19 protein-coding genes are annotated in these 23864 nt (G+C 72.7%); 14 read left to right on the top strand and 5 right to left on the bottom strand.

Annotation, left to right across the window (positions count from 1 at the left end):
• Positions 1–97 precede the first annotated feature (97 nt).
• The 8 genes from mmsA (at position 98) to EDF38_RS03300 (ending at position 9779) form a co-directional block, all read left to right on the top strand.
• Positions 98–1648 (top strand): multiple monosaccharide ABC transporter ATP-binding protein, encoded by a 1551-nt coding sequence (gene mmsA, locus EDF38_RS03265; protein ID WP_123353969.1) that lies wholly within the window; start codon positions 98–100, stop codon positions 1646–1648.
• Positions 1635–2903, top strand: coding sequence for a multiple monosaccharide ABC transporter permease (gene mmsB, locus EDF38_RS03270; protein WP_123353970.1), 1269 nt, complete (start codon positions 1635–1637; stop codon positions 2901–2903). Before mmsA ends, mmsB begins: the two co-directional genes overlap by 14 nt.
• 185 nt (positions 2904–3088) lie before the next feature.
• The gene (locus EDF38_RS03275) at positions 3089–4093 is read left to right on the top strand and encodes a LacI family DNA-binding transcriptional regulator (RefSeq protein WP_123353971.1); all 1005 of its coding nucleotides are present in this window, start codon (positions 3089–3091) and stop codon (positions 4091–4093) included.
• A 92-nt stretch (positions 4094–4185) separates the two neighbouring features.
• On the top strand, positions 4186–5931 hold the full coding sequence (gene araB / locus EDF38_RS03280) for a ribulokinase (protein ID WP_123353972.1): 1746 nt from the start codon (positions 4186–4188) through the stop codon (positions 5929–5931).
• A complete protein-coding gene (locus tag EDF38_RS03285; RefSeq protein ID WP_123353973.1) occupies positions 5928–6638 on the top strand; it encodes an L-ribulose-5-phosphate 4-epimerase in 711 nt (236 codons plus the stop codon). The genes araB and EDF38_RS03285 overlap by 4 nt, the downstream gene beginning before the upstream one ends.
• Positions 6635–8167, top strand: a complete 1533-nt coding sequence (araA, locus tag EDF38_RS03290) for an L-arabinose isomerase (RefSeq protein ID WP_123353974.1) — start codon at positions 6635–6637, stop codon at positions 8165–8167. The genes EDF38_RS03285 and araA overlap by 4 nt, the downstream gene beginning before the upstream one ends.
• Before the next feature lie 236 nt (positions 8168–8403).
• Complete coding sequence (locus tag EDF38_RS03295; protein WP_123353975.1) at positions 8404–8682, top strand: hypothetical protein; 279 nt, start codon at positions 8404–8406, stop codon at positions 8680–8682.
• 89 nt (positions 8683–8771) lie between these two features.
• Positions 8772–9779, top strand: coding sequence for an LLM class flavin-dependent oxidoreductase (locus tag EDF38_RS03300; RefSeq protein ID WP_123354989.1), 1008 nt, complete (start codon positions 8772–8774; stop codon positions 9777–9779).
• A gap of 13 nt (positions 9780–9792) precedes the next feature.
• Here EDF38_RS03300 and EDF38_RS03305 read toward each other — a convergent pair whose 3' ends face one another.
• Positions 9793–11046, bottom strand: a complete 1254-nt coding sequence (locus tag EDF38_RS03305; protein ID WP_123353976.1) for a mannosyltransferase family protein — start codon at positions 11044–11046, stop codon at positions 9793–9795.
• 130 nt (positions 11047–11176) lie between these two features.
• On the opposite strand from EDF38_RS03305, the gene EDF38_RS15825 reads away from it, so the two are divergent.
• The 3 genes from EDF38_RS15825 to EDF38_RS03320 all read left to right on the top strand — a co-directional run bounded on the left by EDF38_RS15825 (position 11177) and on the right by EDF38_RS03320 (position 16656).
• A complete protein-coding gene (locus EDF38_RS15825; RefSeq protein WP_158613310.1) occupies positions 11177–12277 on the top strand; it encodes a LuxR C-terminal-related transcriptional regulator in 1101 nt (366 codons plus the stop codon).
• Positions 12278–12449: 172 nt separating this feature from the next.
• A complete protein-coding gene (locus tag EDF38_RS16340; protein WP_304984598.1) occupies positions 12450–15806 on the top strand; it encodes a S8 family peptidase in 3357 nt (1118 codons plus the stop codon).
• 148 nt (positions 15807–15954) lie between these two features.
• The gene (locus tag EDF38_RS03320; protein ID WP_370275502.1) at positions 15955–16656 is read left to right on the top strand and encodes an endonuclease/exonuclease/phosphatase family protein; all 702 of its coding nucleotides are present in this window, start codon (positions 15955–15957) and stop codon (positions 16654–16656) included.
• A 98-nt stretch (positions 16657–16754) separates the two neighbouring features.
• Here the strand turns inward: EDF38_RS03320 and EDF38_RS03325 are convergent, their stop codons facing one another.
• Positions 16755–17036, bottom strand: coding sequence for a hypothetical protein (locus EDF38_RS03325; RefSeq protein ID WP_123353977.1), 282 nt, complete (start codon positions 17034–17036; stop codon positions 16755–16757).
• A gap of 384 nt (positions 17037–17420) precedes the next feature.
• On the opposite strand from EDF38_RS03325, the gene EDF38_RS03330 reads away from it, so the two are divergent.
• Together EDF38_RS03330 and EDF38_RS03335 are read left to right on the top strand one after the other, a co-directional pair.
• On the top strand, positions 17421–18260 hold the full coding sequence (locus EDF38_RS03330; RefSeq protein WP_123353978.1) for an aldo/keto reductase: 840 nt from the start codon (positions 17421–17423) through the stop codon (positions 18258–18260).
• Positions 18261–18469: 209 nt separating this feature from the next.
• The gene (locus EDF38_RS03335) at positions 18470–19225 is read left to right on the top strand and encodes a Pr6Pr family membrane protein (protein ID WP_123353979.1); all 756 of its coding nucleotides are present in this window, start codon (positions 18470–18472) and stop codon (positions 19223–19225) included.
• On the opposite strand, the gene EDF38_RS03340 is transcribed toward EDF38_RS03335, so the two are convergent.
• Positions 19126–20685 carry an FAD-dependent oxidoreductase gene (locus tag EDF38_RS03340; RefSeq protein WP_123353980.1) on the bottom strand — a complete coding sequence of 520 codons (1560 nt, stop codon included), beginning with the start codon at positions 20683–20685 and terminating at the stop codon, positions 19126–19128. The two genes, EDF38_RS03335 and EDF38_RS03340, sit on opposite strands and share 100 nt — an antisense overlap.
• Before the next feature lie 66 nt (positions 20686–20751).
• A complete protein-coding gene (locus EDF38_RS03345) occupies positions 20752–21549 on the bottom strand; it encodes an alpha/beta fold hydrolase (protein WP_158613311.1) in 798 nt (265 codons plus the stop codon).
• An 83-nt stretch (positions 21550–21632) separates the two neighbouring features.
• On the opposite strand from EDF38_RS03345, the gene EDF38_RS03350 reads away from it, so the two are divergent.
• On the top strand, positions 21633–22337 hold the full coding sequence (locus EDF38_RS03350; protein ID WP_233572171.1) for an NAD(P)H-hydrate epimerase: 705 nt from the start codon (positions 21633–21635) through the stop codon (positions 22335–22337).
• Between the two features lie 20 nt (positions 22338–22357).
• On the opposite strand, the gene EDF38_RS03355 is transcribed toward EDF38_RS03350, so the two are convergent.
• On the bottom strand, positions 22358–23854 hold the full coding sequence (locus EDF38_RS03355; RefSeq protein ID WP_123353982.1) for an MFS transporter: 1497 nt from the start codon (positions 23852–23854) through the stop codon (positions 22358–22360).
• Between the last annotated feature and the right edge of the window lie 10 nt (positions 23855–23864).

A 23864-nucleotide genomic window follows, 5' to 3' on the forward strand; every position in this document is an offset into this window, starting at 1 on the left:
CGCGACCACCCCGGGAGCGCAGGAGGCGCGGCTGACGACAGCGCGCCTCCTGCGGTCCCACCCCTCCGCACCACCCCAGGCACGAAAGAAGGAACACGTGGCGAACACGATCCTCGAGATGCGCGGCATCACGAAGACGTTCCCCGGCGTCAAGGCCCTGCAGGACGTCACGCTGGAGGTCGAGCGCGGCCAGGTCCACGCGATCTGCGGCGAGAACGGCGCCGGCAAGTCGACGCTCATGAAGGTGCTGTCGGGGGTCTACCCCTCGGGCTCCTTCGACGGGCAGATCATGCTCGACGGCCAGGCCGTCGACTTCAAGAACATCAACGACTCCGAGGCCGCGGGCGTCGTCATCATCCACCAGGAGCTCGCCCTGAGCCCCTTCCTCTCGATCGCCGAGAACATCTTCCTCGGCAACGAGCAGGCCAAGGGCGGCTTCATCGACTGGAACAAGACCAACCTCGACGCCGCCGGCCTCCTAGCCCGCGTCGGGCTGCGCGACAACCCGGTCACCAAGGTCACCGACATCGGCGTGGGCAAGCAGCAGCTGGTCGAGATCGCGAAGGCGCTGTCGAAGCGCGTCAAGCTGCTGATCCTCGACGAGCCGACCGCGGCCCTGAACGACGACGACTCGGCCCACCTGCTCGACCTGATCAAGAGCCTGCAGGGCCAGGGCATCACGTCGATCATCATCAGCCACAAGCTGAACGAGATCAAGGCGATCGCCGACAAGGTCACGATCATCCGCGACGGCAAGACGATCGAGACGCTCGACATGCACGCCGGCGAGGTCACCGAAGACCGCATCATCAAGGGCATGGTCGGCCGCGACCTCGAGAGCCGCTACCCGGCGCACGAGTCGAAGGTCGGCGAGGAGCTCCTCCGCATCGAGGACTGGACCGTCCACCACCCGCTCGACTCGTCGCGCGAGATCATCCACCAGGCGAACCTGTCCGTCAAGGCCGGCGAGATCGTCGGCATCGCGGGGCTGATGGGCGCCGGACGCACCGAGCTCGCCATGAGCGTGTTCGGCAAGAGCTACGGCACGGGCATCTCCGGCACCGTCTACAAGTGCGGCCAGAAGGTCGACACGAGCACGGTGAGCAAGGCCATCACGGCCGGCATCGCCTACGCCACGGAGGACCGCAAGAAGTACGGCCTCAACCTCATCGACGACATCACCCGCAACGTGTCGGGCTCGGCCCTGCGCAAGCTGGCGAAGGCCGGCTTCGTGAACAGCTCGGAAGAGAGCACCGTCGCCGAGGGCTACCGCAAGAGCATGAACATCAAGGCGCCGAACGTGGCCGCCCTGACCGGCAAGCTCTCCGGCGGCAACCAGCAGAAGGTCGTGCTGTCGAAGTGGATGTACACCGACCCCGACGTGCTCATCCTCGACGAGCCCACCCGCGGCATCGACGTCGGTGCGAAGTACGAGATCTACACGATCATCAACCAGCTCGCCGACGCCGGCAAGGGCGTGATCGTCATCTCGAGCGAGCTGCCCGAGCTGCTCGGCATCTGCGACCGCGTCTACACCCTCTCGGAGGGCCGCATCACGGCCGACGTGCCGATCGCCGAGGCGACCCCCGAGTTCCTCCTGAAGTACATGACCCTCGAACGAGAGAGCCCCGTCAATGAGCGCGCCTAGCCCCACCCAGGCCACCGACCCGAAGCCCACGGGCGGGTCGCCCTCCTCCCGTCAGCCGCAGTCCGGCTCCGGCGGCAACCCGATCGTCGGTGCGGTGTCGTACCTCAGCGGGCAGCTGCGTCAGATCGGCCTGTTCATCGCGCTGATCGTCATCGTGCTGTTCTTCCAGGTCACGACGAACGGCATCACGCTGGCACCGATCAACGTGTCGAACCTCGTGGTGCAGAACAGCTACATCCTGATCCTCGCCATCGGCATGGTGATGGTGATCATCGCCGGCCACATCGACCTCTCGGTCGGCTCCATCGTCGCCTTCACGGGTGCCATGGCCGGCGTCATGATCACGCAGTGGGGCCTGCCCTGGCCCGTGGCGGTCGTCCTCTGCCTCGTGCTCGGCGGCCTGGTCGGCGCCTGGCAGGGCTTCTGGATCGCCTACTTCGGCATCCCGGCCTTCATCGTCACCCTGGCGGGCATGCTCGCCTTCCGCGGCGCGGCGCAGATCGCCCTGCAGAACCAGCAGATCTCGCCCTTCCCCCAGGGGTTCCGCGACATCGGCTCGGGCTTCCTGCCCGCGTTCGGCACGACCGGCTACGAGCCCCTGACCCTGATCCTCGGCGCCGTCGCGGCGGTCGCCCTGATCGGCACCGGCCTCCGTGGCCGTGCGATCCGTCGCAAGTACCAGCTCGAGGACGAGCCCATGCTCTGGTTCGTCACCAAGCTCGTCTTCACGGTCGCCCTGGTCATGTACATCGGCTTCCTCCTCGCCAGCTACTCGGGCACCCCGATCGTCCTCGTCGTGCTCGCCGTGCTCGTGGTCGTCTACTCGACCGTCATGAAGAACTCGGTCTTCGGCCGCCACGTCTACGCGATCGGCGGCAACCTCCACGCCGCCGAGCTCTCGGGCATCAAGACGAAGCGCGTCACCTTCCTGCTCTTCGTCAACATGGGCGTCATCTCGGCGCTGGCGGGCCTCGTCTTCACGGGCCAGCTGAACCTCGCCAGCGGCAGCGCCGGCAACGGGTTCGAGCTCGACGCCATCGCGGCCGTCTTCATCGGCGGCGCGGCGGTCACCGGCGGCATCGGCACCGTGACGGGAGCCATCGTCGGTGGCCTCATCATCGGCATCCTGAACAACGGCATGTCGATCCTCGGCGTCGGCAGCGAGTACCAGTCCCTCATCAAGGGGCTCGTGCTCCTCGCCGCGGTCGCGTTCGACGTCTTCAACAAGCGTCGCGCGGGCTCCAGCAGCAAGTAGGGCACAGCCGCCGCCTCGAGCGGCACGTCGCGTCGCCGGTCGGTCGGCGGCGTCGACGGATCAGGAGGCGCGGGTCGACACGGCCCGCGCCTCCTCGTCGTCCGGGCGCCCCCGGTCGTCGACTCCTGAACCGTCGACGACCGGGGCGCCGTCGACCGGAAACCGAACGACGTTAGGATCACACCGTGGCCACACTCTTCGACGTCGCGGCCGAGGCGGGGGTCTCGCACCAGACCGTCTCTCGCGTCGTCAACGGCGACCCCACCGTGCGGCCCGCCACGAAGGCCAAGGTCGACGCCGCGGTCGCCAAGCTCACCTACCGGCCGAGCCTCACCGCCCGGGCCCTCGCGAGCCGGCGCACCAAGTCGATCGGCCTCATCTCGACCGGCTTCCCCTTCTACGGGCCCTCGAGCACGATGCACGGGTTCAACGGCGCAGCCCGGCGGGCCGGCTACCAGGTCTCGACCGCCACCCTCGACAGCGCCGACCCGGCGGCGGTGCGCCAGGCCGTCGACGCGCTCGTCGGGCAGAACGTCGCGGCCGTCGTCCTCATCGCCCCCGACGAGGAGGCGCTGGAGGTGCTCCGCACCGCCGGCGTCTCCGTGCCGCTCGTCACGGCCGACAGCGTCGCCGAGGAGGGGCACCACACCGTCTCCATCGACCAGGCCGCCGGCGCGGAGATCGCCGTCGAGCACCTCGCCGCGCTGGGCCACCGACGCATCGGCCACGTCGCCGGCCCCTCGGCCTGGATGGACGGCCGCGACCGGGAGCGCGGCTGGCGCGACGCCTCCGTCCGGCTCGGCCTCGACGCCGGCGAGCTCCGTCACGGAGACTGGACCCCGGGCTCGGGCCACGCGCTCGCCCGGGCGCTCGTCGACGACGGGGCGTTCGGCCCGGGCGGCCTGACCGCCCTCTTCTGCGCCAACGACCAGATGGCCCTCGGCGTCGTCCACGCCCTGACGGCCGCCGGGCTCGACGTGCCCGGCGACGTCAGCATCGTCGGCTTCGACGACATCCCCGAGGCCGAGCACTTCCTGCCGCCGCTCACCACCGTGCGGCAGGACTTCGAGGCGCTCGGTCGCCGCATCATGGACGCGGTCGAGTGCGTGCTGGCGGGTCGGCAGCCCCCGACCGACCCCATGGCGCCCGAGTTCGTCGTGCGCCGGTCCACCGCCTCGCCCCGCGGCTGAGACCTCCGGGCGACCGCGCCGCGGTTGCTCGCCCCGAGGCTCGCATGCCACAATGTGAGCGCTCACTTTCACCACCAGGACAAGGATGTTCCATGGCCGCGACCACCCCAGACACCGACGCCGCGACGCATGTCGTCGGCGTCGACTTCGGCACCCTCAGCGGTCGTGCCGTCGTCGTCCGCGTCTCCGACGGCGCCGAGCTCGCGAGCGCGACGCTCGAGTACCCGCACGCGGTCGTCGACCGCACGCTGCCCGGCACGGGCGAGCGCCTCCCCGCCGACTGGGCCCTCCAGGTGCCGGCCGACTACGTCGAGGTGCTCAAGACCGCCGTCCCCGAGGCCCTCGCCGCGTCGGGCGTCGACCCGGCGTCGGTCGTCGGCATCGGCACCGACTTCACCGCCTGCACGATGGTGCCCACCACCGCCGACGGCACTCCGCTGAACGAGCTGCCCGAGTTCGCCGGCCGCCCGCACGCCTACGTCAAGCTCTGGCGCCACCACGCCGCGCAGGGCCAGGCCGACCGCATCAACGAGCTGGCGCGTGAGCGCGGCGAGTCGTGGCTGCCGCGCTACGGCGGGCTCATCTCGAGCGAGTGGGAGTTCGCCAAGGGCCTGCAGCTCCTCGAGGAGGACCCCGAGGTCTACGCCGCCACCGAGCACTGGGTCGAGGCCGCCGACTGGATCGTCTGGCAGCTCAGCGGGCGCTACGTCCGCAACGCCTGCACCGCCGGCTACAAGGGCATCCTGCAGGACGGCCAGTACCCGAGCCGCGAGTTCCTCGCCGCGCTCAACCCCGACTTCGCCGACTTCGCCGAGTCGAAGGTCGCGCACGAGATCGGCGCGCTCGGCGACGCCGCCGGTACGCTGACCGCCGAGGCGGCCGGCTGGACGGGCCTGCCCGAGGGCATCGCCGTCGCGATCGGCAACGTCGACGCGCACGTCACCGCGCCCGCCGCCAAGGCGACGCAGCCCGGCCAGATGGTCGCCATCATGGGCACGAGCACCTGCCACGTCATGAACGGCGCCGAGCTCGCCGAGGTCCCCGGCATGTGCGGCGTCGTCGACGGCGGCATCACCGAGGGCTTCTACGGCTACGAGGCGGGCCAGTCGGGCGTGGGCGACATCTTCGCCTGGTACGTCCGCAACCAGGTGCCGCAGGCGTCGGTCGACGCGGCCGAGGCCGCCGGCAAGAGCGTGCACCAGCACCTCACCGACCTCGCCTACGAGCAGCCCGTCGGCGCCCACGGCCTGGTCGCGCTCGACTGGCACAGCGGCAACCGCTCGGTTCTCGTCGACCACGAGCTCAGCGGCGTCATCGTCGGGCAGACCCTCGGCACCACGCCCGAGGACGGCTACCGCGCCCTGCTCGAGGCCACCGCCTTCGGCACGCGACGCATCGTCGAGGCGTTCAACGACTCCGGCGTGCCCGTGACCGAGTTCATCGCGGCCGGCGGCCTGCTCAAGAACCGCCACCTCATGCAGACCTACAGCGACGTCCTGCGCATGCCGATCTCCACGATCCGCAGCGAGCAGGGCCCCGCGCTGGGCTCGGCGATCCACGCGGCGGTCGCCGCGGGCGCCTATCCCGACACGCGCGTGGCGAGCGAGAGCATGGGCAGCGTCGACCGCGCCTCCTACGTCCCCGACGAGGCGGCCGCCGACGCGTACGACGCGCTCTACGCCGAGTACCTGCGGCTGCACGACTGGTTCGGCCGCGGCGGCAACGACGTGATGCACCGGCTCAAGGCCATCAGCCGGGAGGCGCGGGGCGCGACGCCCGCGCCCGCCCGCGAACCCGAGGCGCCCGCCGCCGCACCCACGACGGAGGTCCCCGCATGACGTTCATCGACCGCGCCACCGAGAGCGCCATCGACGAGACCCGACGCGCCGTGTGCGACCTGCACGCCGAGCTGACCCGCTACGGGCTGGTCGTCTGGACGGGCGGCAACGTGTCGCAGCGCGTTCCCGGCACGAACCTCTTCGTCATCAAGCCGAGCGGCGTCGACTACGACGACCTCACGCCCGAGAACCAGATCCTCTGCCACCTCGACGGCACCGTCGTCGAGGGCAGCCCCGGCAGCGAGCGCAGCCCCTCGAGCGACACCGCGGCGCACGCCTACGTCTACCGGCACATGCCGAAGGTCGGGGGAGTGGTGCACACGCACTCCACCTACGCGACCGCGTGGGCCGCCCGCGGCGAGGCGATCCCGTGCGTCATCACGGCCATGGCCGACGAGTTCGGCGGCGAGATCCCGATCGGCCCGTTCGCGATCATCGGCGACGAGTCGATCGGCGAGGGCGTCGTCGGCACGCTCGAGGGCCACCGCAGCCGAGCGGTGCTGATGCAGAACCACGGCGTCTTCACCATCGGCAAAGACGCCCGCGACGCCGTCAAGGCCGCGGTCATGACCGAGGACGTCGCCCGCACCATCCACCTCAGCCGCCAGCTCGGCGAGCCGATCCCCATCCCGGCCGAGAGCATCGACGCTCTCTTCGACCGCTACCAGAACGTCTACGGCCAGAAGCCCTCAGGAGCACTCGCATGACCACCACCACCACCGTCGACCCCGTCGCCTTCCTCGCCTCGAAGCAGGTCTGGTTCCTCACCGGCAGCCAGGGCCTCTACGGAGAAGAGACCCTGCGTCAGGTCGCCGAGCAGTCGAAGGCCATCGCCGACGAGCTCGCCGCGGCCGAGGGCGTGCCCGTCGAGCTCGTCTGGAAGCCCGTCCTCACCGACGCCGAGGCCATCAAGCGCACGATGCTCGAGGCGAACCTCGACGACAGCGTCATCGGCGTCACGACCTGGATGCACACGTTCAGCCCCGCCAAGATGTGGATCGGCGGCCTCGACGCCCTCCGCAAGCCGCTGCTGCACCTGCACACGCAGGCGAACGTCGAGCTGCCCTGGGCCGACATCGACTTCGACTTCATGAACCTCAACCAGGCCGCGCACGGCGACCGCGAGTTCGGCTACATCCAGACGCGCCTCGGCGCCGCCCGCAAGACGGTCGTCGGCCACGTCAGCGACCCGCGCGTGCAGCAGCAGGTCGGCACCTGGATGCGCGCGGCGGCCGGCGCCGCGGCCATGCGCTCGCTCAAGCTCGCCCGCTTCGGCGACAACATGCGCTTCGTCGCCGTGACCGAGGGCGACAAGACCGAGGCCGAGCTGGCGTTCGGCGTGCAGGTCAACACCTGGGGCGTCAACGAGCTGGCGGAGGCGGTGGCCGCGGTCCCCGAGACCGCCGTCGACGACCTCGTCGCCGTCTACGAGCGCGACCACGACGTCGTCCCCGAGCTGCGGACCGGCGGCGCCCGCCACCAGTCGCTGCGCGACGGCGCGGCGATCGAGCTGGGGCTGCGGTCGTTCCTCGAGGCCGGCGGCTTCGGCGCGTTCACGACCAACTTCGAGGACCTCGGGGCGCTCAAGCAGCTGCCCGGCCTCGCGGTGCAGCGCCTGATGGCCGAGGGCTACGGCTTCGGCGCCGAGGGCGACTGGAAGACGGCGGTGCTCGTCCGGGCCGCGGCCGTCATGGGCGCGGGCCTGCCCGGCGGCGCCTCGCTGATGGAGGACTACACGTACCACCTCGTGCCCGGCGCCGAGAAGATCCTCGGCGCCCACATGCTCGAGGTGAGCCCGTCCCTGACGGCGGGCCGCGCCTCCCTCGAGGTCCACGAGCTCGGCATCGGCGGCAAGGACGACCCGGTCCGCCTGGTCTTCACGGCCGACCCGGGCGAGGCCGTCGTCGTCGCGATGAGCGACGTCCGCGACCGCTTCCGCCTCACGGTCAACGTCGTCGACGTGGTCGCGCCCGACGCCGACCTGCCGAAGCTGCCCGTCGGCCGCGCCGTGTGGGAGCCCCGCCCGTCGTTCGCCGTCTCGGCCGAGGCCTGGCTGACCGCCGGCGCCGCCCACCACACCGTCATGTCGACGGCGGTCGGCCTCGAGGCGTTCGAGGACCTCGCGCGCATCCTCGAGACCGAGCTGCTCATCATCGACGAGCACACGACGATGCGGGAGTTCAGCCGCGAGGTGCGCTGGAACGCCGCGTACCACCGCCTGGCGCGCGGCCTCTAGGCCCGACCCGCCCCCGCACTGCCCGGAGCCGCCGGGCCGTCGAGCTCGTGCTCGTCGGCCCGGCGGCTCTCGTCGTGCGCGTCGCGCCGGGCGTGCCCTGGGGCGGCCGTCGTCGTCGCGGTCGGGGTGTCACCCCTCGGCGGTCTCCGAGGACGTGCTCGACGGTGTGCGGCGCGGCACCTGACCGTTCGACGAGCGGGCCGGACGTGGCGGTGGACGGGGCGCATGATCGGGTCATGTCGATGTCCGAGCCCTTCCAGCCGAACCTGCACCCCGACGACGCGCGCGACGCCGTCCCCGACGACGACCTGGCGCTCGACGACGAGCTCGCCGCCGACGATGGCCGCGAGGTCGGCGACGACCTCGCGGCCGACGACGACCTCGACGCCGACGGCACCCCCGTCGGCGAGGGCGAGTCCGGTGCCGACGACGACCTCGCCGACCTGCCCGACAACCCGCTCTTCCGCACCCCCGAGCCCGGCGACCGCCTCAGCCCGGACGACCTCGAGCGCTGAGGCGCGTGGCCCCGGGCGGCGAGGCGCGCGGGCAGGGATCGTCGGCGGGCGTCGGGAACACCACCCGCGCCTCCGTGGTTGGGCCCACCATGACCGTCCCGCTCTCGATCCTCGACCTCGCTCCCATCGCCCCCGGGGAGACCGCCCGCGACAGCTTCGCGGCGTCGGTCGCCCTCGCCCAGCAGGCCGAGCGCAGCGGCTACCGTCGCGTCTGGTACGCCGAGCACCACAACATGGCGTCGATCGCGTCGAGCGCGACCTCCGTGCTGATCGCGCACGTGGCGAGCCAGACGTCGAGCATCCGCCTCGGCTCCGGCGGCGTCATGCTGCCGAACCACTCGCCGCTCACGATCGCCGAGCAGTTCGGCACCCTCGAGACGCTGCACCCGGGCCGCATCGACCTCGGTCTCGGCCGCGCCCCCGGCAGCGACCAGGCCACGTTCCGCGCCCTGCGTCGCGACCCGGCCTCGTCCGAGCGGTTCCCGCAGGACGTCCTCGAGCTGCAGGCGTTCCTCGCCGGGCAGTCGCGGGTCCCCGGCGTCTCGGCCACGCCCGGCGCCGGAACGGCCGTGCCGCTCTACATCCTCGGCTCGTCGCTCTTCGGCGCCCAGCTCGCCGCGGCCCTCGGCCTGCCCTACGCCTTCGCCTCGCACTTCGCGCCCGACGCGCTGCACGACGCCGTGGCCGTCTACCGCCGCGAGTTCCAGCCGTCGACGCAGCTCGACCAGCCCTACGTCATCGCCGGGGTCAACGCCATCGCCTCCGACGACGCCGACGACGCCCACGACCAGTTCGCCCGCATGAAGCGTGCACGGCTGATGATGCTGCTCCGCCAGAGCGGCCAGGTCTCGGTCGACCGCACCTTCGGGGACGACGAGCTCGACCACCTGCTGCGCACCCCCGCGGGAGCCCACGTCGCCAGCATGACGACGTTCACGGGGGTGGGCACCGGCGCCGAGGTCGCCGACTACGTCAGCGAGTTCGCCCGCAGCGCCGACGCCGACGAGGTCATCGTCGCCCACGCCTCCCTCGAGACGAGCGCCCGCCTGCGCTCGGTCGCCCTGCTCGCCGAGGCGAACGAGCGGGTCGCGGCCTAGCCACCGCGCGCCGTCAGGGAGCGACGAACAGCCAGAGGAACGTCACGGCCACCGGCTGCAGCGCCGCGCCGCCGATGAGCATCCCGCGGCGCAGCCAGGCCCGCTCGCTGATCGCGGGAGTGCCCAGCACGGGGCTGAGCGGCATGAGCAGGCGGAACAGGCTCTGCTGCGGGAGGAACACCGCCACGAGGTAGAGCGCGAAGCTCACGGTGAACCCGACGACCTCGTGCCCCAGCCGGAGGGTCGAGCGCCGCGTGAAGAAGACGGCACCCGCGCCGATGATCGCCAGCACGAGGACGATGCCGCCGACGCCGAGCCAGCGCCCCGCGAGCAGGAACCAGGGCGTCAGCGGGACGAACCCGGGCCGCCCGATGTAGTCGACCCACCACGCCATCTCGGTCTGCAGGTAGGCGTCGGCCTGCCCGGTGACGACGTGCGCGACCACCGGCCAGGCCAGGCCGGCGGCGGCGATCCCGAGCCCGGCGACCACGATGCGAAGCAGCGACGCGCGGTCGAGGCCGGCCCGGTCGGTCCGCCAGCGCACGACGAGGTGCACGGCGAGGGCGAGCGCGAGGGCGAGGGCGCCCGGCCGGGTGAAGGCCGCGACGACGCCGAGCAGCAGCACGACCTGGTAGTTGCGACGCTGCATGGCGAGCACGCCGCCGAAGAGCAGCAGCACCGAGAGGCTCTCGGCGTAGCCCACGCTCATGACGAACGACATCGGGCCGAAGCAGAAGAGCAGCACGGCCCAGAGAGCGCCGCGGTGCCCGACCCGGGTCTCGAGCAGGCGGTACAGCACGATCGCCGCGCCCGCCCCGAACCCGGTCGCGAGCAGCACCGAGGCCACGGTGAAGTCCGTCCCGGTGCCGACCATGAGCAGGTGGCTGAGCGTCGGGAAGACGGGCAGGAAGGCCCATTCGTTCGGCAGCACGAAGCCCGCGGCGTCCGTCGGCAGCACGCTCGGGTACCCGTGCAGCGCGATGGTCCGGTAGCGGTCGGCGTCCCACGAGGCGGTGAAGTGGAGGAAGGAGCGGTCGCTGCCCGGCGTGATGAACGTCGCCCCCGCGGCCGACGCGACCTCGTAGACGACGAAGAGCACGGTGGTCGAGAAGGCCCGCGAGACGAGGTAGATCGTCAGGAGGGTGGTCCAGCGGCCCGACAGGCGGCCGGCGAGGTCGAGGCCCCGCGCGGGGCGGCGGCGACCGGCCAGGCGTGAGCGCGGGTCGACGACGGGGGCGGAGGAGGCGCCGCCCGCCTCGCCGCTCATGCTCGCCTCGTCGTGGTCATCTCGACGACGCTACCGTGCCCGTCCTGCGAGGGCACGAGGGAGACGGGCACGGGCGAGTCGGGCCCGGCCCGGGTCGTCACGGAGGCGCCGGACACGGCACGATGGGACGATGCCCCTGCCTTCGCTCGCCGCCCTCGGCATCGACCCGGCCACGGCCGACGTCTACGAGGTCGTCCTCCAGCACGGCGACACCGTCGACGTCGCCACCATCGCCTCGTCGCGCGGCGTCGACGAGGCCGTCGTCGTGACGTCGCTCGAGCAGCTGCGCAACCTCGGCCTCGTGCACCGCACGGCGGACGGCGGGGCCGACCACGCCCCGGGCTACGGCGCCGTCGACCCCCGCGTCGCCGTCTCGGCCCTCGTGGCCGCCCGAGACGAGCAGCTCGCCGACGCCCGCGGCGCCGTCGCCGGCCTGGGCTCGCTCTTCGACGACGGCCGCCGCGACGCCGACCCCTCGGGCTCGACGACCGTCCTCACCGGCCACGCCGCCGTCGGCGACTGGTACTCGCGCCTGCAGCACCGGGCCCGGCACGAGTTCCTCGCGTTCGACCGTCCGCCCTACGTCGTGGCGACGAACGAGTCGGTCGAGCGCGGCGCCCTCGGCCGCGGCGTGCACTGGCGGGCCATCTACACGGTCGCGAGCTTCACGACGGTCGGCAGCCTGCAGGACATCCACCGCCTCGGCGCCCACGGCGAGGAGGCGCGGGTCACCCACGACCTCCCGGTCAAGCTCGCGGTCGTCGACCGGGCCGTGGCCCTCGTGTCGGTGGGGCCCCTCGACGACCCCACCGCGCCTCCCGAGGCCCTCGTCACGGAGTCGCCGGCGCTCATCGCCGCGCTCTGCGACCTCTTCGAGTCGCGCTGGCGGACGGCCCTGCCGGTGCCGGTGCTGGCCGACCCGGCCGACGGCGCCCCCGTCGACTGGGCGACGGTCGCGGCCCAGCTCGCCGCGGCCACCGAGGCCGACAGCGGGCCGGGGGCCCTCGGCAGCGGCTCCGGAGGCGCGCCCGCATCGACGAGACCGCCGTCGGTCGACGAACGCGACCTCCTCGCCCTCGTGGCGGCGGGCGCGACCGACGACGTCATCGCCCGCCAGCTCGGCGTCTCGCCGCGCACCCTGCGCCGACGGCTGCACGACCTCTTCGACGAGCTCGGCGCGAGCAACCGGTTCCACGCGGGGGTGGAGGCGGCGCGACGCGGCTGGGTCTGAGGCGAGGCGGGGAGCTGGCCCGCGCCTCCTCGTCACGAGCGTGTAAACACTGTGGCCGGAAGCGGTCAGTGTCCTGAGACGGCCACTGCCCCCCGTAGAGGGGCGGCGGATTCTCAGGTAACTCTTATGGGGCGACCGTCACAGGGGGTGACGGCGCGATGGAAGGCAGTCCGTGATCACATCTCCCGGCCGACGACGGCCGTTGCTCCCCGCCCTGCTCATCGGAGGCCTCGTGGCCGCCGGGGCGATGGCAGCCCCGACCGCGGCCTTCGCCGTGGACGGTCCTGCCGTGCTGAGCGACCCGACCTTCAGCGCCGGCGCGTACATCGTCACGCTGCGCGAGCCCTCGGCGGCGGCGTACCAGGGCGGCACGCCCGGCCTCGCACGCACGGCGGCTCCCGAGGGCACGAAGCTCGACGCGCGCTCCGCCGCCGTCGAGACCTACAGCGACCACCTCGTCGCGACGCAGACCGAGGTCGCCGACAGCGTCGACGCCGACGTCATGTCGCACCTCTCGGTCACGACCAACGCCTTCTCGGCGGAGCTGACCGCGGCCCAGGCGAAGGAACTCGCGGCCGACCCGAAGGTCGCCGCCGTCAACGCGAACCAGATGTACCACCTCACCGCCGTCCCCTCGACCGAGTTCCTCGGCCTCGAGAACGCGGACGGCTCGCCCGGCGTCTGGGACCAGATCCCCGGCGGCCGCGACCGCGCCGGAGAAGGCGTCGTCGTCGGCATCATCGACTCCGGCATCGCCGCGGGCAACGCGTCGTTCGCGGGCGACCCGCTCGGCGCCGCGCCCTCGACCACGCAGCCGTACCTCGCGGGCGACGACGTCACCTTCACGAAGAGCGACGGCGGCACCTTCACCGGCGAGTGCGAGACCGGCGTGCAGTTCGACGCGAGCGACTGCAACACGAAGCTCATCTCGGCGCGGTACTACGTCGACGGCTTCGGCGCGACCAAGATCGGCACCGAGGAGCAGGGCGAGTACCTCTCGCCCCGCGACGGCAACGGCCACGGCTCGCACACCGCGAGCACCGCGGCCGGCAACGCCGACGTCGAGGTCACCATCAACGACCGTGACTTCGGCACCATCTCGGGCGTGGCCCCGGCCGCCAAGATCGCGGCCTACAAGGTCTGCTGGGACGGCCCCGACCGCGGCTCCGCCGACGACGACGGCTGCGCCGGCATCGACCTCGTGAACGCCATCGAGCAGGCGACCGTCGACGGCGTCGACGTCATCAACTACTCGATCGGCGGCGGCGCGGCCGACACGACGTACTCGTACACCGACCAGGCCTTCCTCGGCGCGGCCCAGGCCGGCGTCTTCGTCGCCGCCTCGGCCGGCAACTCGGGCCCCGGCGCCTCGACGCTCGACAACGCCTCGCCGTGGATCACCACGGTCGCGGCCAGCACGATCCCGAGCTACGACGCCACGGTGAGCATCGCGCCCGCCGACGGTCCCGCCGTGAACTACCTCGGCGGCTCGACCTCGCTGTCGGCCGACCCCGAGGGCATCACCGCCCCGTTCGTCGAGGCCGTCCAGGTCAAGACGGCGGCCGCGGCCGCCGACCGCGCGGTCATCTGCGACGCCGGCACCCTCGACCCCGCCCTCGTCGAGGGCACCATCGTGCTCTGCGACCGCGGCATCACCGACCGCACGGCCAAGTCGGCCGAGGTCGAGCGCGCCGGCGGCGTCGGCATGGTGCTCGTCAACCCGGCCCCCTCGTCGGTCGACGTCGACGCGCACAGCGTGCCGACCGTCCACGTCGACGCCGGTGCCGGCAACGCGAACTACATCGCCCTGCACGCCGCGGCCCAGCCCGGCACCGCCGAGGTCACCCTCGTCGACGGCAACCCCACGGGGCTGCAGGAGCCCGCCACCCCGCAGGTCGCCGGCTTCTCGTCGCGCGGCCCGGTCGAGGCCGACGGCTCCAACGTGCTGAAGCCCGACATCTCGGCCCCCGGCGTGGCGATCCTCGCCGACGGTGCCAACGCGCAGGGCGAGCCCGGCACGTACGAGTTCCTCTCGGGCACCTCGATGTCGTCGCCGCACGTCGCCGGCCTGGCCGCGCTGTTCTTCGGCACGACGATGCACCCCGACTGGTCGCCCGCCAAGGTCAAGTCGGCCATGATGACGACCGCCTACGACACCGTCGACGCCGCAGGAGCGCCCGTCGAGGACGTCTTCGCCCAGGGCGCCGGCCACGTCGACCCGACCGAGTTCTTCACGCCCGGCCTCGTCTACGAGAGCGGCTCGGCCGACTGGCAGGACTACATCGACTCGCTGAGCACGCCCGAGGGCCCCTCGAGCGACCTCAACCTGCCGTCGATCAGCATCGGCGCCCTCGCGGGCAGCGAGACGGTCACCCGCACGGTGACGGCGGACGCCGCCGGCACCTACACGGCGACCGCCCCGTCGATCGCCGGCGTCGACACGGTCGTCGCCCCGACGACGCTCACCCTCGCCGAGGGCGAGTCGGCGTCGTACACCGTCACCTTCACGAGCAACGACGACGTCGTGCTGAACGAGTTCTCGTCGGGCTACCTGACCTGGACCAGCAGCGACGACGCCGTCCGCAGCCCCGTGGCGGTCCGTCCCGTCCTGCTCGGCGCCGCGCCCGAGATCTCGGGCACGGGCGTCTCGGGCAGCGCCTCGGTCGACGTCACCGCCGGCGACGACCTGTCGCTGCCGCTGTCGACCCAGGGCCTCGCCCTCGGCACGTCGGCGACCAGCACGGGCGACGCCGAGGACGACGCCACGAACGTCTTCACGACGCCGCTGACCGTGCCGGAGGGCATCGCGCACGCCCGCCTGGTGCTCGACTCGTCCGACGACGCCGCCGACCTCGACCTCATCCTCTACACGACGGACGCCGACGGCGCCGCCGACGAGGTCTACGGGGTCGCGGCCACGGGCGCCGCCGACGAGCAGCTCGACATCGAGGACATCGACGCGGGCACCTACCTCGTCGAGGTCGACTACTACTCGACCGACGGGCCCACCGAGTCGACGGTCACGTCGTACCTGGTGCCCGCCGCGGCGCAGACGGCCGACGCCGACCAGGCCTTCACGGTCGACCCGGCCCAGCTCGTCGCCGACCTCGGCGCCGTCACCCCGGTGACCGCCTCGTGGACGGGCCTGGAGTACGACCAGACCTACCTCGGTCGCATCCTCTACGGCGACACCGGCCAGGTCACCTACGTGACCGTCGCGGCGGGCCCCGCGCCCGTCGTGCCGGTCGACCCGACCGACCCGCCGACCGACCCGACCGTGCCGCCGACCGACCCGACCGACCCCGGCGCGCCGGGCGCGGGCGGCGGACCCGGCGCGGGCACGCAGCCCGGCTCCGGCCCGGCGGCCTCGGGCCCCCTGGCCTACACGGGCTCCGACCTGGCCTCGCCGGCCCTGATCGGCCTCGCCCTGCTGCTCGCCGGCGTCGCGGCCGCCGTGGTCGGTCGTCGTCGCCAGCTGCGGACCGCCGACCGCGCGAGCGTGTCGGAGTCCTCGGGCTCGACCGAGTAGCCGCGCACCACCGGACCGGAGGCGGTCCGCACCACCCCGAGGGGAGGTGCGGGCCGCCTCCGTCGTCGCGCCGGGCGCCGTGCCGGTCGCCGTCCGCGGTGCGCAGCGTGCACCTGCCGGAAACATCGAGGGACTAGGTTCGTCACTCGTGGACGACAAGAGCGGCAACACCATGCGCGTGGTGAGCTACAACCTGCGCGAGCACACGGCCAAGGGCGAGATCCAGGCGCTGGCGGAGGACAACGCGGTCGACGTGCTGTGCCTCCAGGAGGCCGACACGAACGACATCCCCGAGTCGTTCGGCGAGTACACCCTCGCGGCCTCGACCCGCAACAACCGGCTCGGCCTCGCGGCGTACTACCGTGCCGAGCGCTTCGAGCTGCTCGGCACCCAGGTGTACGCGCTCAAGAAGTCGATGCACGACCGGGTCATGTCGCCGGCGCACGAGCGCCTGCTGGCGATGCACCTGCACGACCGCGTCTCGGGGCAGGACGTCCTGATCGGCTCGTTCCACGCCGCTCCGCTGACGGCGAGCAACGCCCTCCGCAAGAAGCAGGTCGAGTCAGCCCACGGCCTGATGCGCGCCCTGGCGCCGGGCGTGCCGATGCTCATGGTGGGCGACTTCAACTACCCCTGGTTCCACCTCGGGCTCAAGAAGCGCATCGAGCGCGACGGCTTCACCCTGACCCGCAGCAGCACGCCGACCTACCTCGGCTACAAGTACGTCAAGGGCCACTTCGACTTCGCGACGAGCTACGACCTCGTCATCGAGGACGTCGTCACCCTGCCCGCCGGGGTCAGCGACCACCGGCCGATCCTCGTGCGCGCCCAGGGACTCGCCACGGCGTAGCGGCGCTCGCGCCTCGGCTCCGCCACCGGACGCGCGAACGGCACCGCGCCTCCTGATCTCGTCGATCGGGAGGCGCGGTGCCGTTCGTCGTCCGCGGCCTACGCGGCCAGGGCGAGCGCCGTGGTGCCCACGGCGTAGGCCTGCACGATGGTGCGGCTCGGCTCGCGGCGCCAGCTGCGGCCGGGGATGACCCAGCCCTCGGCGCCCTCGACCGTGACGGGCGAGCCGACGCGGACCGCGTCGGTGACGACGTCGGCCCAGGCGCGGACGGCGTACTCGGCGCCGCGGGCGTCGACGACGACGAACTCGACGAGGCGTGCGGTGGTCAGGACGGGCTCGGTCGTGACCGTGCCGGTGATGCTGATGATGTTGTCGTTCATGGTTCTGTCTTCCGGTGATGTGCTCTGTGGCACGCAGCGCGAGGCTGCGTGGACCGCCGTGGTGGGGCGGGGTGAGTCGGACGGGTTCGTCCTCGAGGTGCGGCGCGTGGTCGCGGGCCTCGGTCGGGCCTGGTGCACGGAGACCGGTGAGTAGGCGAGCCGCTGGGCTCGAGCCGGGTGTCCGTCAGGCTGTTCGGCCTGGCCCCGTGTCGTCGAGTCTGCGGTGTGGACAGCAGCTGTCGGAGCGTGGGCCGGGTCGGGAACGATCAGAGAGGATCGTTCCGAGCGACCTGCAACGATAACACGGCCCGCCGGGATGCGCCAGGGCGAGTCCCGACGTCGATCCTGGGACCGATGTCGGGGGCACGTGGTTGCCTGGAGCGCATGACCAGCATCCCCACCATCACCCTGAACAACGGCGTCGAGATCCCCCAGCTCGGCTTCGGCGTCTACCAGATCGACCCGGCCGAGACGAAGGACGCGACGCTCACCGCCTTCGAGGTCGGCTACCGCCACATCGACACGGCCCAGATGTACGGCAACGAGGCGGGCGTCGGCGAGGCGATCCGCGAGTCGGGCCTCGACCGCTCCGACGTCTTCGTCACCTCGAAGCTCAACAACGGCTTCCACCGCCGCGACGCCGCACTCAAGGCCTTCGACGGCACCCTCGAGGCGCTCGGCACCGACCACGTCGACCTCTTCCTCATCCACTGGCCGCTGCCGACGACGGACGTCGACTACCTCGAGACCTGGAAGGCGCTGGAGGAGATCCACGCGAGCGGCCGCGCCCGGGCGATCGGCGTGTCGAACTTCCAGCAGGCGCATCTGCAGCGCCTGCTCGACGAGGCCGACGTCGTGCCCGCCGTGAACCAGATCGAGGTCCACCCCTACCTCACCAACGACTCGGTGCGCCTCTTCGGCGTCGAGCACGGCATCCACACCGAGGCCTGGTCGCCCATCGCCCAGGGCAAGGTGCTCGACGACCCGACGCTCGTCGAGATCGCCGAGCGGGTCGGCAAGTCCACCGCCCAGGTCACGCTGCGCTGGCACGTCCAGCGGGGCGACATCGTCTTCCCCAAGTCCGTCACGCGCTCGCGCGTGGAGGAGAACGCCGCGCTGTTCGACTTCGAGCTGAGCGACGCCGACATCGCGGCCATCACCGACCTCGACAAGGGCGAGCGCACGGGGCCCGACCCCGACACGTTCGACTACATCCCCAGCTAGGCCTGGTGGTGCGCGAGGCCCGTCGACCGGTGGTCGGCGGGCCTCCCGCCGTCGCGGGCGCGGTCACCGACGGACAGGCGGGCCTCCCGCCGCGTCCCGACGCGTCGACCGGGCGCGGCGCCCGGGGTGCTCCCGGGCGGCGAGGGTACGCTCGTCGTCTTGCAGTGGGCGCACGTGGCGCCCGGTCGACGCAGGGAGCGAGTGGTCAGGTGAGACGGTTCGTCGGCCTCCTGCGCCTCCTCGCGGCGGCCGCCGCGCTGACGGCGCTCGTCGGCAACTTCGTCTACGTGCTCGGCTTCTCGACCTTCACGTCGGTGAACTACTTCAGCTACTTCACCCAGCAGAGCAACACCGCCAACGCCGCGGTGCTCGTCGCGTCGGGCGTCACCGCGCTCCGCGGGCGGAGCGAGTCGCGCCTCTTCGCGGCCGTGCACGCGCTCGTCACCACCTACGTCATCGTGTCGGGCGTCGTGTACGCCATCATCGTCGCGGAGTCGGTCTCGAACGGCTACCCCATCGGCGTCCCGTGGTCGAGCCAGGTGCTGCACTTCTGGATCCCGACTTTCGTCGTCGTCGACTGGATCGCCGCGCCGGGCCGGACGCGCGTCAGCTGGAAGGTGCTGTCGGTCGTGCTCGTGTACCCGATCGTCTGGGGCATCGCGACCATCGTCCGCGGTGCCGAGGTCGGCTGGTACCCGTACTTCTTCCTCGACCCCGCCCAGGTGCTCTGGCCGGGGGAGTACCTCACGTACAACGCTCTCGCGCTCGGCACGATCGTGGGGGTGCTCGTGGGGCTGATCGCGCTCAGCCACCTGCGTCCCCGGGGCGACGCCGGCGCCGACGGTGCGCCTCCTCGGGGCGGGGGTCAGGCGGCGGGGGCGGAGCCGTCGGTCGAGGGCTCGGTCGACGCGCCCGGGTCGGTCGGGTCGCCGGTCGGGCCGGGGGCCGCGACGCGGTCGAGGTAGGGCGCGAGGCTCGACATGATCGCGGCCACCGCGGCGTCGTCGTCGAGCTCGAGGGCGGCCACCGCGTCGTCGCCCCCGGTCAGCGCGCCGAGGACGGGCACGCCCGTGGCCGGCATGAGGTTGACGAAGAGCCGGTACGGGCCGTCTCCGTCGAGAAGGGCCCAGACCGTGGCCTCGGTCGACCAGAACGGTTCGTCGAAGCGGAGCCAGACGACCTCCTGCTGGCCGACGCCCAGGGCGGCGATCGCGTCGAGGTGCGCCGTGGGGAGGTCGGGGGCGAACTCGGTCGTGCCCGCCTGCAGGACTCCGAGCGGGAGGGTCGACACGACGCGGTCGGCGGAGAGCGACTCGCCGGTGGCGAGGCGGAGGCCGACGCCCTGGTCGCCGTGCTGGAGGCGCACCACCGTGCTGCCGCGGAGGACGTCGAGGCCCTCGAGCTGCGCCGTCACGAACGACGAGAGGCTGCCGGTGACGAGGGGCTCGCCGCCCGGGAGGAGGTCGGCTGTGGTCGTCGCGGTGCTGGTCTCCCCGCCGGTCTCCCTGCCGGTCTCGGACGCGGCGAGGTCGTCGGGTCCGGCGCCGAAGCGGACCGGCACGGCCTCGTCGAGGAGCCAGGCGAGGCGGTCGGCCTCGGACACCCCGGCGTCGTCGGGAGCGGACGACACGGCGTCGGCACCGGAGCCCACGACGGCCTGGGAGACGGTGAGGCTCTCGGGCTGCCGCGACGCCCAGGCCGCGGCGGCGGCGACGGCGGCTGCGGGGCCGTCGCCGAGGGAGGTCGTCGTCCCGGCGGTCGTGCGGGCGTCGACCGTCGAGGGCACGGGCACGGTCGTCACGCCGGCGAGGGCGAGCGCGGCTCGGAGGGCCACGGCGGCCTCGCCGCGGGGGACCCCGGCTCCGAGCTCGACGGGGAAGGGCCACGAGTCGTCGCCGACCGAGTGGACGCGACCGCCGACCCGGTCGCGGGCCTCGACCACGACGACGTCGAAGCCGCGGTCGGCGAGGCTGCGGGCGGCGGTGGCGCCGGCCATCCCCGCGCCGACGACGGCGATCCGCTCGCCGGGGGAGGCGACGGCGGCGACGGCCTCGGCGACCTCGAAGCCGCTCACCCGCGCGCCCGAGACCGTCCCGGCCGAGGACGACGCCGTCGCCTCGCCGGCGAGGAAGAGCCGGTCGTCGACCGGGTCGCGCAGGGTCGCGCGGTCGGTGTCGGAGGAGCCCGTCGTGAGGTAGCTCGTGGCGCCGAGCGAGTAGGGGTCGGTGGCCCAGGCGCTGCGTTCGACGGCGACGGGGGCCGCGCCGGCGGGCACGGCGGTCGGGGTCGGGGTCGGGGTGGCCGTGGCGGGCGGCGTGGTCGCGGTGGCGACGGGCGCGGGCGCGTCGGGGGTGCAGGCGGTCAGCAGGAGCACGGCGGCCCCCGAGACCGAGCCCGTCAGGAACGCGCGACGACTGATGCCCATGGTGCGTCCATTGTCGCAGCGAGTGCCCCGCCTGTCGCGCGCGGCGGCCCGGCCGGCGGGCCGGTCTCAGGCGTCGACGGCCTCGAGGTACGTGCGCAGCAGGTCGGTCACCTGGTCGACCGGGGCGAGCGACGACGCGTGGTCCTGGCCGACGAGCTCGAAGAACGCGGCCTCGGGCATGCGGCGGGCGGCGTCCTGCGACTCGCGGTGCCGGGCGACGTCGCGGGTGCCGGCGAGCAGCAGCGTCGGCACGCGCACCGAGTCGAGCTGCTCGGCCGTGAGCCCGCCGCCGGTCTCGGCCGCGGTGAAGAACGCCGCCAGCGCGAGCGGGTCGTTCGTCGCGAACGCCTGCCGGGTCGCCGGGTCGATGCGGTGGCCGATCGTCTCGCCCCACCGGTCGACGAAGGCCTCCATGCCGCCGGTCGTCAGCGCCTCGTGCCAGTCGGGGGTGAAGGTAGCCCCGATGTTGCCGTTCATGGGCGCCCAGCTCCCGCCGATCGTCGTCAGCGTCCGCAGCCGCGACGGCTCGTGCGCGGCCAGCGACAGCCCGATCCGCGCGCCGAACGAGTAGCCCACGTAGTGCACCGGCGAGAGCCCCGCGGCGTCGAGCACGGCCCCGACGTCGGCCCGGTGCAGCTGCATCGAGTAGGAGGCGACGTCGTGCGGCTTGCCGCTCCGCCCGTGCCCCCGCAGGTCGAGCGCCACGACGGTGAAGTCGCGCTCGAGGTCGCGCAGGTACCCGAGACCCCGCCAGCTTCCGCGCGACAGCCCGGAGCCGTGCACGAGCAGCAGCGGCGGCCCGTCGCCGTCGACCTCCCACGCGATGGGGGTGCCGTCGATCGGGTTGGTGGCCTCGGAACGCATCCCCCCAGTCTGGCAGCGCCCCGTCGACCGACCGCACCGCCGGGGGAGGACGGGGAGGCTCGCCTCGGTCCACGATGGAGCCCATGGTCCACGCATGGTCGGCAGCCCAGGTCCGCGCGGCGGAGGAGCCGCACCTCGACGCGGGCGAGCCGCTGATGGCGAGGGCGAGCGCAGGCCTGGCCGAGGGGGTGCGGGGTCTGCTCCGCGCCTCCTCGTCGTGGCCGGCGCCCGTCGTGCTGCTGGTCGGCAGCGGCAGCAACGGCGGCGACGCGCTGTTCGCGGGCGCCCTGCTCGCCGCGGACGGCTGCCCGGTGACGGTCGTCCCGACGGGGTCGCGCGTGCACGAGGAGGGCCTCGAGGCCGCTCGGGACGCGGGTGCCGTCGTCGACGACCCCGTGGCCTGGTCGACCGCGGACGGGGCCGCTCGCCGCCTCGCCGAGACCGGGGCCGCCGTGCTGCTCGACGGCGTCGTCGGGACGGGCACGAGCGGGTCGCCGGCGCTCCGCGGGGCGGGCCGACGCGTCGTGGAGGCGCTGCTCGCGTCCCGCGGCGCCGGTCGCCTGCCGCTCGTCGTCGCCGTCGACCTGCCCAGCGGCGTCGGCCCGGACGACGGGTCGGTGCCCGACGACGCGGTGCTGCCGGCCGACCTCACGGTCACCTTCGGCGGACGCAAGGCGGGGCTCGTGCTCGCGCCCGGGTCGGCCCTGGCCGGGCGGGTCGAGGTCGTCGAGATCGGCATCGAGGCCGACCTCGCGGCGATGCCGCCGCTGGTCACGCTCCCCGACTGAGGCCGCGGGGCCGTCGTCGCCTAGTTCCCCGGCCCGGCCTTCCCCGGCCCTGACGCCTGTTTCCCGGGCCCCACGACGGACAGCGGGCTCGTGATCGACTCGAGCGACTTCCGTTCGGCAGCCACCCCGAAGATCAGGGCGACGACCCCGCCGACGAGCATGATCCCCGCGCCGAGGAAGTAGCCGAAGGTCAGCGGGCCGCGGTCGGTCCCGTCGCCGATCAGGGCGCCGTAGAGGGTGGGCGCGACCGCGCCGGCGATCTGGCCGAGCGCGAAGAAGTAGCCGATGACCTGACCGCGCAGCTCGAGCGGGAAGATCTCGCTCACCGTGAGGTACGCCGACGACGCGCCCGCCGAGGCGAAGAAGAACGAGACGCACCAGAAGATCGTCTGCGTGGTCGCCGACAGCAGGTCCATGTGGAAGAGCACCGCCGACACGGCGAGCACCACCGCGGAGACGCCGTAGGTGAGGAAGATCATCTGACGTCGGCCCCACGTGTCGAAGAGGTGGCCGAGCAGCAACGGCCCGAGCAGGTTGCCGATCGCGAACGGGAAGAAGAAGTACTGCGTCGACGCCGGGTCGGTGCCGTAGAAGTTCTGCAGGACGAGCGCGTACGTGAAGAAGATCGCGTTGTAGAGGAACGACTGCGTGATCATCATCGTCGCGGCGACCAGCGTGCGCTTCGGGTAGTCCTGGACCAGGGTGCGGACGATGACGCTGAACGGGATGCGGCCCTTGTCGGTCACCTCCAGCGCCTGGTCGTCGCTGACCGGCTCTAGGGTGCGGCCCTCGGCCTCGACGCGGTGCTCGATGTCGGTGACCGTCGCCTCCGCCTCCTCCTCGCGGCCGTGGGTCATCAGCCAGCGGGGGCTCTCGGGGATGTGGCGGCGCAGGTAGATGATGATCAGCCCCAGCACCGGGCCGATGAAGAAGCCGATGCGCCAGCCGACGTTCTCGGCGAAGTAGTCGGTGTTCAGCAGGAACAGGTTGGCCGCCGAGCCGAGTGCGGCGCCGCCCCAGTACGTGCCGTTGATGGCGATGTCGACGCGGCCGCGGTACCGCGACGGGATGATCTCGTCGATGGCCGAGTTGATGGCGGCGTACTCGCCGCCGATGCCCATGCCGGCGATGAAGCGGAACACGGCGAGGAAGGCGAAGCTCGGCGACAGGCCCGCGAGCCCGCTCGCGACCAGGTAGATCGCGAGCGTGAGGATGAACAGCTTCTTGCGCCCGAGGGTGTCGCTCAGCCGTCCGAAGATCAGTGCGCCCGCCACCTGGCCGAGCAGGTAGATCGTGCCGAGGTAGCCGACCTGCGCGGCGGTGAGCCCGAGGTCGGCCTGGAACCCGGCCGAGGCGACGATCTGGATCTCGAGCCCGTCGAGCACCCACGAGAACCCGAGCCCGACGACGATCGTCCAGTGGAACTTCGTCCAGGGGAGGCGGTCCATGCGGGCCGGGACGAGGCTGCGGACCGTGCCGCCCCCGCCTCCCCTCGACGTGGTCGACGAGCTGCTCATGGTGACCTCC

It is taken from the genome of Frigoribacterium sp. PhB160, from assembly GCF_003751785.1.
GTDB lineage: Bacteria > Actinomycetota > Actinomycetes > Actinomycetales > Microbacteriaceae > Frigoribacterium.